Raw genomic sequence first — 11,076 nt, 5'->3', positions numbered from 1 at the left:
CCTCACTCACTGTGCTGGCGGCGTGGCCGGTGGTGTTTCGTTGGTCACCCGCAAGATCCCCCACAAGCCAGACACGTTGCCGTAGGCGGCGTAGTCGCGGAACAGGTAGTCACCCGGCACCGCGTTGCTGCCCCCGGCGCTGGGCAGCATGAAGCTGAAGTGCGCCGCCGGCAGCACGCTCTCCTGGGCGCCGATGTACATGGCCTGCGGGTTGTAGCCAAAGCGCACCGAACCGATACCCGGCTGGTACATCGGGTAACCACCCGTGTCGGACTTCTCCGCCTGGTAGTTGTGCAGCGGCCACAGGTGGCCATCGAGCTGGTAGGTGATGCCACGGCTGCCTCCGGTGGGCATCAGCACATGGTTGCGCAGCGGCTGGCCAGGCTTGGCCCAGAGCACCGGGGTTTGTGGATCGCCACCGACCAGGGCGTTGCTGTAAGCCATGTGGGCGTTGGGCACATCGGCCCAGCCATTGCCATCGGCATGGCCGAACGGCGCATCCGGGGCCAGGCCGAAGCGCAACCACAGCGGCTCGGTCTTGTAGTTGATGGCCATGTTCGAGTTGTCCTTCGGATCACCCGGCACGCCGTTGCCTTCAGTGGCAATGCCTTCCACCGGCCGGCCATCGGCCCAGCGCATGTTCAGCGAGCGCTGCCACAACGTGGCGAAGTCGCGGTAGGCCGTTTGCCCCGGCACCTGCACCGTGGCCGAGGCCCGGCTTGCGCTGTCTTCGGTCCAGGTGGCACCCAGCGGCAGGATGCTCATGGCACCGATCAGGCCTTTCTGCCCCTGCTTGATGACATCGGCCGGGGTGATGTTCAGGCCGCCGAACTCGATGGACGTGGTGTTGATGTTGTCCACCGCGCGGCCCATCTGCAGCACCGGCTTGCCTTCACGCTCCAGGTGGCCGGCGTAGTACTGGTAGACCTTGTTCGGGTAGGCGCCGCTGTTGCCAGCGCGTGGCGGTACGGTCTGCACCGGGTTCTGGCCGACGTTGGCGCCGTCCGACTTGGTGATGTCGTAAGCCAGCAGTTGGGTATGCAGGCCGACATGGCTGGAAGGCCGCATCAGGTTGTTGTTGAAGGCAGTGGAGCCCTCGCTGCCGTTGCGGTCGCGCTTGACCACGTTCTGCATCACGGCGGTGCTGGGCAGGTCCGGCATGACCAGCGGCAGGCGGTTCTCCAGGGTCACCTTCAGGCACTCACCGGCAGCGGCGCGCAGCACCAGCGGCTCGATCGGTACACCGGGCTTGAGCTTGCCGGTGCTCGGGTCGAGGTCCGCCTTGCGCACATAGAGGATCGCGGTCGGGTCGTGCAGTGGCCCGCTGTGGCCGCCGATGGTGAAGGTCTCGCCATCTTCGGGGTCGGTTACCGTCACTTGCGCGATGCTGGTGCGCCGGCTGTTGTACACCAGGGTGCCGCCGTTGGCCTTGAGCGGGCCGCCGACATGCTGGCCGACCCCGGCCGGGTCGTTGATGCTGACGCCCAACGCGTTGCCGAGGATGTCGTTGGCCAGGGCAGCGACGATTTCATAGCTGCGCTGCACCGTTGGCCGGGTGCCGATGCCGTTGCTGTTGGCGGTAAAACGCGGGCAGATGCCGTCAAACGCCACAGTATTGCGCGCCGCCATCGGCAAGCTGTTGTTGGGCAGGGCAAACAGGTCGTTGCGGCTGTTGGTGTAGTTGCGCATCACCCCCCAGATGCCGTTCCAGTAGCCTTCGTGGGCGGCGTCCAGCGAGTACAGGTAGTCGCCATTGGGCGCGGACGAACTGGAGATCATCGACACCGGCGCCATGAAGCCCAGTTGCTCGGAAATGCCCACCATCTGCGAGGCCTTCCAGCCGGAGTTCGAGCTGTTGCCGAAGCCCGAGCCGTTCTGCAGCCATTTGACGCCGTGCAGGGTCACGTTGTGTTCCTCTTCATGGCCGCCGGCATGCATGCGCAGGCGTACGTTGTCACCGGAGTACGTGCGCAGCATCGGGGTGAACGGATCACCCGGCTCTGCGCCGGCCACGTTGATGTGCGGCGGGAACACTGTGGTGCCACCGGTCGGGCCGACTGCCGAGGTAATCGCGGCAGGCGACAGGTTCATCGCCGGGATGGCGCGGTCGGTACGGCTTTGCATGGCGTAGGCCAGGTCACCGCCCAGGCCGTCGGCCTGCATGCCGCGCTTGCCGTCCGGCGCTACCTTGTTCGGGTCGTAGACGCGCAGGGCCAGTGGCTCGTTGCGGTAGTTGACGACGAACATCCCCGGGTCATCCACCGAGATCGCCTGTGGGCACGGCCGGCTCGGGCAGCCCGGATTGAGCCCGCCGCGCGACTCGACCACCGATTCGAGCAGGTTCGAGGCCTTCTGCCGTACCGGCGGGTTGATGGCGTAGCGGAAGCTGTCGGCACTGGCCGGATAGGCCTGGGCATTGGGGATGCCGTCCGGGCCGGCACCGACGTAGACGCCCGCCTCATAGGCATGCTGGAAGTCGCTGTATTCGAGGAAGAACTCACGGTAGCTGTCGTTGCGCCCGTCGCCATCGAGGTCGCCGGTTTTCACCACCGCCTGCCACGAGGTCGGCCCGCCGTCTTCGCGCAGGGCGCTGTTGTACAGCAGTTCGCCGGTTTCGGCGTGGTACCAGGTGGAGCCAGCCGGTTCCGCCAAGACGGTTGCATACAGGCCCAGTTGCTGGTGGGTCGATGGGCCGAGGTGATCGTGGGTAAAGATGGTGCCCAGGCCACGGTCGACGTTGTGCACGTTGACCACCGGGTCGACGAACCAGCGCTGCATGGCCGTGCGCGCGCCCAGCCAGTCGGCACGCCCGTAGCGGCCGAAGAACGGATGCGCCTTGGCCACCGGGCACTCGGCCGTGCTTTCACGCGGGTCGCCGCTGTGGCACTGGTTGAACTCGCGAATGGCATGGATGCGCTCGACCACGGTGCCAGGGGAAAGAATGCCGTCCTCGTAGTTCCAGCCGTTGGCCGAGCCGTCGGCGGCAGTCAGGTCCCATTTCGGCAGGTGGATATGCTGGCCGATGACGTCGGTCGGCGTGCGCACCTGGTAGTCGTCCATCTCGTAGTACGAGGGGATCAGGTTGGTGTGCTGGTACATCACGCAGTCGAAGGTGTTCATGCGCATCACCAGCGGCTCCGGTGGGCGCTGCTTGTTGATCACCGACCAGGCGTCTTCCCAGAGGCTGATGATCCGCGCTTGCGGGAAGTGATAGCCGACTTTGTTGTACACCGCATCGAACTGGATGTTGGCGCCCTTGTAGATGCGCGGGCGGTCGGCGGTGAAGGTCGAGCTACCGGTGAAGCTCATGCCGTCCAGGCGTTCGCCGCTGTTGAACTCACCGGCGCCGGAGAACTGGGTCAGACGCTTGGCGCGGTCGTCCATGCACGGCTCGTAGTAGGGCGCACCGGCAGTGGGCGCAGCGCCGTTGGTGCGAAAGTTGCGCGCCACGGTCTGCATGCCGGGCAACACGGCATAGCTTGGGTGTTCCAGCTTGGAATGGAAGCTCATCGCCGCCTGTTCGACGTCGGTGCCCTCCTCGGGCAGAAACACCGCCTTGGCCTTGGTGATCGCCTTGGTAAAGTCCAGCGCGGTGGTGGTCACCACCGCTTCGCCACCGGCAGACAGGCCATCCAGGGCATGCCGTGGCAGGCCGCCGTCCCAGCCGCCGACCTGGGCTGGGTCAAGGTTGGCCCACAGGGCGTTGCCGGAGTTTTTCAGCTGTTGCGCCTTGACCGGGTCAAGCATGTCCAGCGGTGGGGTTGGCGGACGCTGGCCGACGGTGTTTTCCATGCCGCCGATCCAGAACGGGAAGCCCGGGTTTTTCAGGCTGCCGTCGGCGTTGCGGTTGGCTTCGCTGCGATCGACCAGGGCCAGGGAGCCGACAGCGCGCGGCGCGGCGTCGTGATGGCCGGAATCGTCATCGCCCTCTTCGTGCTCTTCGTCATCGTTCTCTGCAACCAGGGTTTGCGCCAGCTTCGGTATCACCGCGACCTTGCCCGGCATCGGCGCCATGGCCTTGCCTGGCAGCGGCACTACGGCAGGGATAGGCGTACCGGCGACGATTTCGCCGTCTGGCAAAGCGCGGGCGCCGGCGGCCGGTTTGCCGCTGCGCAGGGCGAACGGCTGGCTGTGATAGCCGTTTTCGCTCTGCCCGGAGACCTCCAGGCGGGTGCCCTCTTCGAATACATCGTGGACCCGCCACATGCTCCACATGCCCTGGGCAAAGTGCGGGTAGAAGTGACAGTGGTAGATCGCGTCGCCCGCGACGCGGTTGCGGTTGCCCGAGCCGCCGTTGGCGATTTCGTAGGTGTAGCCGACGCCTGGGCCGATGCCCTGGGCGTCGACATAGTCGGAGTTGTCGTCGTTGGGATTGAACAGCCACTGGTGACCGTGCAGGTGGAAGATGTGCTGCTCATGGCCGTTGTGGGTGTTGCGAAACTTGACCATGTCGCCGATGTAGCTGTGGTTGACGTTTGCCGGTTCCGCCGGATACAGGGCCATGCTCGCCTTGACCCCGACCTGCTCGGCGCTTGGGGTCTGGCCTGGGCGCAGGTTCTCAAGACCGACGTTGGCCGGTACGTCCACCAGCATCGCCACGTCGCCGACGGTGTGCGAACTCAGAAAGAACTCTTCATAGGCGCACGACAGGCAGTCATGCATCGGCCCCACGCCCAGGCGGTTGGCCACAACCTCCGCGCCCATGCCGCCGGAGCCGTAGTTGATCATGAACGAGTCGCGGGTCGGTTCCAGCACATGGCCCATCACCGGGTCGGCCCAGTAACCGGGGAAGGCCTGGGTCGAGGCGGCTTCATCGGTAAACTGCGCGGCGAAATCGCGAAACGGCTCCAGGCGGTTGGGGATCGCCGGGTTGCGCTTGCCGATGCTTTCCAGCGGGTAGGTCGAGGCCGGGAAGCTGCCATCGGCATTGGGGCCCATGACAATGGCGTCGGACTCACTGGAGATGATCTCGTTGCCATCGGTCATGGCAATGATCGGCGCACCGGCCTTGCCCTCGCGGATCCAGGGCTCCTGCTGCGGGTAACGGGCCTGGTAGTCGACGATCGGCTGGCCGGTGGGGGTGCGACCGCTGCTGCTCAGGCGCATTTCTTCTTCGGTCAGGGTATTGCGCAAGGTGCGCCCACCTTTGGGTACCACCACCACCTGGCCGAACAGGCCATTGGCAACGTTGCCGGCAGCGCCTTCACCGCCGAAGGTGGCGCCCTGGCTGGTGGCGGCAAACGCGCCTTCGCGTTCGGCATACAGGGTGTAGGAGCGGCTGGCGCCGGGGGCGATCAGGAAGTTGCCATTGCGCCCGGTGTTGGCGGCAATGTCGGCGATGCTGTTGACCGCCTGCATGCCGTTGACCTGAAAGCCGACATGGCGGTCGCTGACCTGCTCGTCGGCGACAAAGTGCTCACCGCCCTGCTCGTTGCCTTCGGCCGCTTCGTTCTCTTCAGTTTCGTTTTCCTCGCCTTCGACCTCGTTCTCTTCTTCGTGATCGATGCCGTGCTTGTTCGGGTTGGCCTGATAGGCCAGCAAGTTCTGCAGGTTGACGGTCAGGCAGTCGCCCGCCGCCACCCGCAGCACAATCGGCCGCGGACGTTTGTCCGGGCGCAGGCTGACCTTGCCCGGCACCGCAGCGCCGCCACTGGCCAGCGACACCTGGTGCTCGTCGACCACATCGCGGCGCAGGGCGAACATCATGCCGTTGGCATTCTGCGCACCCAGGCGGTTGAACATCAGTGGCTGATCGAGCGCCACCACGTTGGCCACCAGATTGCGCTCGCAGCGCACGGCGGCTTGGCTGAGCGGCTGCCAGGCAAGGCTGGCGGCGGCAAGCAGCAGTGAAGTCAGGACTGAGCCTTTGATCGGAGTCATCATGGCGTGCCTCGGTGGTGCTGGGGAACTCTGGAGAGGCTGGAGCAAGGCCCATGCCAGATTTATTATTGTTATTTATCAGATACTTATAATGATTAATGAATCTTGATTGGGGGTGATTCCCCGGTATTCCCCACTAATCGGGGGCTAACCCCTGCAGCCGCCGGTACTGGCGCAGCACCTTGGGCACATAGCGTTGGGTTTCAGCGAACGGCGGCACTACCCGGCCCCGGCGCAGCACCGCGTCAGGCCCGGCGTTGTAGGCGGCCACGGCCAGGGTGATGTCGTTGTCGAACAGGGTCAGCATGCGCTTGAGGTAGCGCGCCCCGCCCTGCACGTTAGCGGCCGGGTCGAGGACATTTTTCACGCCCATTTCCTTGGCCGTATCAGGCATCAGTTGCATCAGGCCCGCCGCGCCACTGGTGGATCGGGCATTGGGGTCGTAGCGCGATTCGGCCTGGATCACCGCATGCAGCAAGGCTGCCGGCAGGTCATGGGCTTTGGCGGCAGCCGCCACCACTTCGGCGTAGGGCATACCGGTGATCAACTGCGGGCCGCTGCTGGCCAGGCTCATGGTCTCGCTAATGACCCGCTGGTACGTTCGCCCCGGCCGGTGGACGTTGCTCAATACATAGCTGCCATCGGCCTTGACCGAGATGTACACATCGGCCTGAGCCGGATTGCTTGTGGCCAGCCAGGCCAGGATTCCCGCAGTGAGCCAGCGCATCGTGCCACCCTCCCCGTTGCGTCCCCCAGAAAGTGGGGCATATGCCCCGATTGCCAGGGCTTTAGCCTCCTGACGCAAGCACTGTGCCGCCTTGCCAGGCCCGTATGGCAAAGGCCCGGCGCAGACGCGCACGGCATTTGCATAAGCCCTCGCAGCGCACCTGTGGAGGGCCTGGCAATGAACGACAACCATCGCGCGCAACGTGGCTTTACCCTGCTCGAACTGTTGGTGGTCCTGGTGGTACTGGGGCTGCTGGCCGGTATCGTTGCACCCAAGTACTTCAGTCAGTTGGGGCGCTCGGAGGCCAAGGTGGCCCGGGCGCAAATCGAAGGCCTGGGCAAGGCCCTGGACCTGTACCGGCTGGAGGTGGGGCATTACCCCAATTCCGAGCAGGGCTTGCAGGCCCTGGTGGTGTCGCCCAGCGACGAGGTGCGCTGGTCGGGGCCGTACCTGCAGAAAAAGGTCCCGCAAGACCCCTGGGGGCGTAACTACATCTACCGCCAGCCCGGTGAAAACGGCGAGTACGACCTGCTGTCGATGGGCAAGGACGGCCAGCCCGGCGGCGATGGCGAAAACGCCGAGATCACCAGTTGGCAATAATCGGGGGGGTTGCGCATGCGCTACGAACTCAAAGCATTGGGCAAGGCTGGCGTGGTCTTGGTCCAGGTCGACGCCGAGGATGCCGGCCAGGCCCGCGAGCAGGTTGAGCAACAGGGCTTGCGGGTGGTCAGCGTGCGCAGCTGCCAGCGCCTGGCCGGCTTGCGCTGGCGGCGTGGCGAGGTGTTCAACCTGGTGCTGTTCAGCCAGGAGCTGACCACCCTGCTCAACGCCGGCCTGCCGCTGATCGACGCCCTCGAAAGCCTGGCCGAGAAAGAAACCGCGCCCCAGGCGCGCAAGACCCTCGGCCAGCTGGTACGCCTGTTGTATGAGGGCAAGTCGTTCTCCCAGGCGCTGGGGCAGTTGCCCAGCGTGTTCCCGCCGCTGTACGTGGCCCTGGTGCAATCGAGCGAAAAGACCGGCGCCCTGGGCGATGCCCTCGGCCGCTATGTCGCCTACCGACAGCGCATGGATGAAGTGCGACAGAAGATCATCAGTGCCTCGATCTACCCGTTGCTGCTGTTGCTGGTCGGTGGCGGCGTGGTGCTGTTTCTGCTCGGGTACGTGGTGCCGCGTTTCAGCCTGGTCTTCGAAGGCCTGGGCACTGAATTGCCGTGGATGTCACGCTGGCTGATGCAGGCCGGGATGTTCCTGCACGCCAACCAGATGGCCATGGGCAGCGGCTTTGTGCTGCTGATGGTGCTGCTGTTTGCCTTGCGCCGCGAGCCACGGGTACGCCGCTGGCTGAACCGTCAGCTGGAGCGCCTGCCGGCCCTGCACAAACGCCTGGTGATGTACGAACTGGCGCGCTTCTACCGCTCGCTGGGGATCCTCCTGCAAGGCGGCATTCCGATCCTCACCGCCATGGCCATGGCCCGCGGCCTGCTCGGCGCGGCCGGTGCGCAGCGCCTGGAACAGGCCGGTGAACGGGTCAAGGAAGGCCTGTCGCTGTCGGCGGCGCTGGAAGCCGGGCACCTGGTGACGCCCGTATCATTGCGCCTGCTGCGCGCCGGCGAACAGTCGGGCAACCTCGGGCAGATGATGGAGCGCAGCGCCGACTTCTACGACGAGGAAATCAGCCGCTGGATCGAATGGTTCGTGCGCCTGTTCGAGCCGCTGCTGATGACCTTCATCGGCCTGCTGATCGGCCTGATCGTGATCCTCATGTACATGCCGATCTTCGAGCTGGCCTCAAGCATCCATTAGCCCGGCGCGTGACAATCAGCGGCCCTTGCTGTATAGATTCGGCCACCAAGGGGAGCCCGGCAACGGGCTGAGAAACCGCTGGCATCTGCAGCGCGGTGACCCTTCGAACCTGATCCGGATCATGCCGGCGAAGGGATGGGTATTGTGCACCTGCCTTTTTGCCGGCCTCACTGCGGGGCCGACCATGCCTGACATTACCGGCCCCGCTGTCGTCACGATAAAAAGGACAACAGCATGACCGCGCGCTTCACCGACAGCCTTCGCCAGCAAAGCGAGCCGAGCTGGACCCAGTGCATCGAACACCGCTTCGTCAATGAACTGCTCGACGGCAGCCTGGCCGACCCGGTGCTGGTCAACTACCTGATCCAGGATCACCGCTTCATCGATGCCTTCCTGACCCTGCTCGGTGCCGCCATCGCCACGGCCGATACCTTCGAGGCGCGTATTCGCCTGGGGCGCTTCACCGGGGTGATTGCCGGTGAAGAGAACACCTACTTCCTGCGCGCCTTCGAAGCCCTGGGCGTGAGCGAGGCGCAGCGCCTTGAAGCGCCGGACTCGGTACCGACTGCCGGTTTCAAGGCGATCATGCGCGAGGCCGCCGCCACCCGCTCCTACGCCGCCGCCCTGGCGGTGCTCAATGTCGCCGAAGGCCTGTACCTGGACTGGGCCCTGCGGGCCAACAAGCAGCTGCCGCCACGCTTCGAGCATGCCGAGTGGATCACCCTGCACGACAACCCGGCCTTCGAGGATTTCGTTGCGTTTTTGCGTGCCGAACTGGACCGGGTCGGGCCCGAGCACCGGCAGATCAGCAGTGACTTCTTCCTGCGCACCGTAGCGCTGGAACAGGCGTTTTTCGACGCCGCCTACGACATCAAGGGGTAAGCCATGGATATCTTCGAACGCCTGAAACAGGCCGCCAGCGCCGATTGGCACAGCTATGTGGAGCACGATTTCGTTCGCCAGATGGGCGCCGGCACCCTGGCGCAACCAGCGTTTCGCAAGTACCTGGTACAGGACTACCTGTTCCTCATCCAGTTTGCCCGCTCCTGGGCCCTGGCCGCCTACAAGAGCCGCACCCTCGCCGACATCCGCGCCGCCCAGGCCGGGCTAGCCGCAATCCTCGACGAAACCGAACTGCACGTGCGCCTGTGCGAGCGCTGGGGGCTGTCGCCCGAGGCCCTGGCAGAGACGCCAGAGCACCAGGCCACCGTGGCCTATACCCGCTTCGTGCTGGACTGCGGCGCTGCCGGTGACCTCCTGGACCTGCACGTGGCCCTGGCACCGTGCGTGATCGGTTATGCCGAGATCGGCCGCAACCTGACGCCGGACGGGGTTCAAGCGCTGGGCGAACATCCTTATCGCGAATGGATCGGCGAATACGCCGGCGCCGGTTACCAGGGCGTGGCCACCGCAGCGCGCGCACACCTGGATGACCTGGCCGCAAGGACCATGACCGAGCGCCGTTTCGAGGAGCTGGTCAAGGTCTTTGCCCAGGCCTCGCGGCTGGAGGCGGACTTCTGGCAGATGGGCCTGGATGCCGCAGGCGCGATCAAGGGGTAATCGCCACCTTCATCACCCCGTCACGCTGGTGGGCAAACAGTTCATACGCCGCTTCGATATCGTCGAGCTTGAAGTGATGCGTCACCAGCGGCTGCAAATCCACCTGGCCGCTGCCCACCACTTCCATCAGGCGGCGCATGCGCTCCTTGCCGCCTGGGCACAGGGTACTGACGATGCGGTAGTCCCCCAGCCCTGCGGCAAAGGCGTCCAGCGGCAAGCGCAAATCACTGGAGTACACGCCCAGGCTCGACAAGGTGCCGCCCGGGCGCAGCACCCGCAAAGCCGACTCGAAGGTCGATTGCGTGCCCAGCGCCTCGATGGCCACGTCAACCCCACGGCCATCGGTAAGCTTGAGGATCTGCTGGACCACGTCGCCGTGCTTGAAGTCGACCACATGGGTCGCACCCAGTTTATGCGCCACCTCGATGCGTGCGGCGACAGTGTCGACACCAATGATGGTGGTCGCACCCTTGAGCCGCGCCCCGGCGACCGCGCACAGGCCAATCGGCCCCAGGGCAAAGACCACTACGCTATCGCCGATCTGCACCTCGCCCCGCTCGGCCCCCGAGAAACCGGTGGACATGATGTCCGGGCACATCAGCACTTGCTCATCGCTCAAGTGATCGGGAATGGCGCAGAGGTTGGCGGTGGCATCCGGTACCCGCAAGTACTCGGCCTGACTGCCATCGATACTGTTGCCAAACTTCCAGCCGCCCGCCGCACGAAAGCCGTGACGGGTATCCGGGCCGTCCTGGGCGCCGCAGCCACACAGGCAGGCAAAGCTGTGGCCGCTGGGGGTGATGGCACCGGCGATCACCCGCTGGCCTTCGACAAAACCCTGCACCTGGGACCCGAGTTTTTCGATCACCCCGACCGGCTCGTGGCCGATGGTCAAACCCTTGGCCACCGGGTACTCCCCGCGCAGGATATGCACGTCGGTACCGCACAGTGTGGTGGTCGTGATGCGGATCAGCGCATCCAGCGGGCCAATTTCAGGGATCGGCTTTTCATCCAGCACGATGCGGTTCTTTTCAACGAAAATCGCGGCTTTCATCTTGGCCATGGTGGTGTCCTCGACGGGGCGGTATTGATTGCTCACCCTGCGC

Annotated in this window: 7 protein-coding genes and 1 riboswitch; of the genes, 4 read left to right on the top strand and 3 right to left on the bottom strand. The window is 65.1% G+C overall.

All coding sequences use genetic code 11. The features are described from left to right. Window positions 1–6: 6 nt before the first annotated feature. The gene (gene mnxG / locus F8N82_RS09760; RefSeq protein ID WP_038995078.1) at window positions 7–5,883 is read right to left on the bottom strand and encodes a manganese-oxidizing multicopper oxidase MnxG; all 5,877 of its coding nucleotides are present in this window, start codon (window positions 5,881–5,883) and stop codon (window positions 7–9) included. Window positions 5,884–6,016: 133 nt separating this feature from the next. Continuing rightward, the gene (locus F8N82_RS09755) at window positions 6,017–6,607 is read right to left on the bottom strand and encodes a lytic transglycosylase domain-containing protein (RefSeq protein ID WP_038995077.1); all 591 of its coding nucleotides are present in this window, start codon (window positions 6,605–6,607) and stop codon (window positions 6,017–6,019) included. 177 nt (window positions 6,608–6,784) lie between these two features. Here F8N82_RS09755 and gspG point away from each other — a divergent pair, with 177 nt between their 5' ends. The 4 genes from gspG to F8N82_RS09735 all read left to right on the top strand — a co-directional run bounded on the left by gspG (window position 6,785) and on the right by F8N82_RS09735 (window position 9,970). Further along, a complete protein-coding gene (gene gspG, locus F8N82_RS09750; RefSeq protein WP_038995076.1) occupies window positions 6,785–7,207 on the top strand; it encodes a type II secretion system major pseudopilin GspG in 423 nt (140 codons plus the stop codon). Between the two features lie 15 nt (window positions 7,208–7,222). Continuing rightward, window positions 7,223–8,410: a type II secretion system F family protein gene (locus F8N82_RS09745; protein WP_038995075.1), complete on the top strand. Its 1,188-nt coding sequence runs from the start codon at window positions 7,223–7,225 to the stop codon at window positions 8,408–8,410. A 38-nt stretch (window positions 8,411–8,448) separates the two neighbouring features. Continuing rightward, window positions 8,449–8,563: riboswitch (TPP riboswitch) on the top strand. Between the two features lie 81 nt (window positions 8,564–8,644). Beyond that, window positions 8,645–9,292: a TenA family protein gene (locus tag F8N82_RS09740; RefSeq protein ID WP_038995074.1), complete on the top strand. Its 648-nt coding sequence runs from the start codon at window positions 8,645–8,647 to the stop codon at window positions 9,290–9,292. Window positions 9,293–9,295: 3 nt separating this feature from the next. Further along, window positions 9,296–9,970 (top strand): TenA family protein, encoded by a 675-nt coding sequence (locus tag F8N82_RS09735; RefSeq protein ID WP_038995073.1) that lies wholly within the window; start codon window positions 9,296–9,298, stop codon window positions 9,968–9,970. Here F8N82_RS09735 and F8N82_RS09730 read toward each other — a convergent pair. Then, complete coding sequence (locus F8N82_RS09730; RefSeq protein WP_038995072.1) at window positions 9,960–11,033, bottom strand: NAD(P)-dependent alcohol dehydrogenase; 1,074 nt, start codon at window positions 11,031–11,033, stop codon at window positions 9,960–9,962. The genes F8N82_RS09735 and F8N82_RS09730 overlap by 11 nt on opposite strands. Window positions 11,034–11,076: the final 43 nt, after the last annotated feature.

This window comes from Pseudomonas fluorescens, from assembly GCF_902497775.2.
GTDB classification, from domain to species: domain Bacteria; phylum Pseudomonadota; class Gammaproteobacteria; order Pseudomonadales; family Pseudomonadaceae; genus Aquipseudomonas; species Aquipseudomonas putida_F.
Note: the sequence above shows the minus strand (reverse complement) of the source record. Positions and strands in the feature narration are given on the sequence as shown.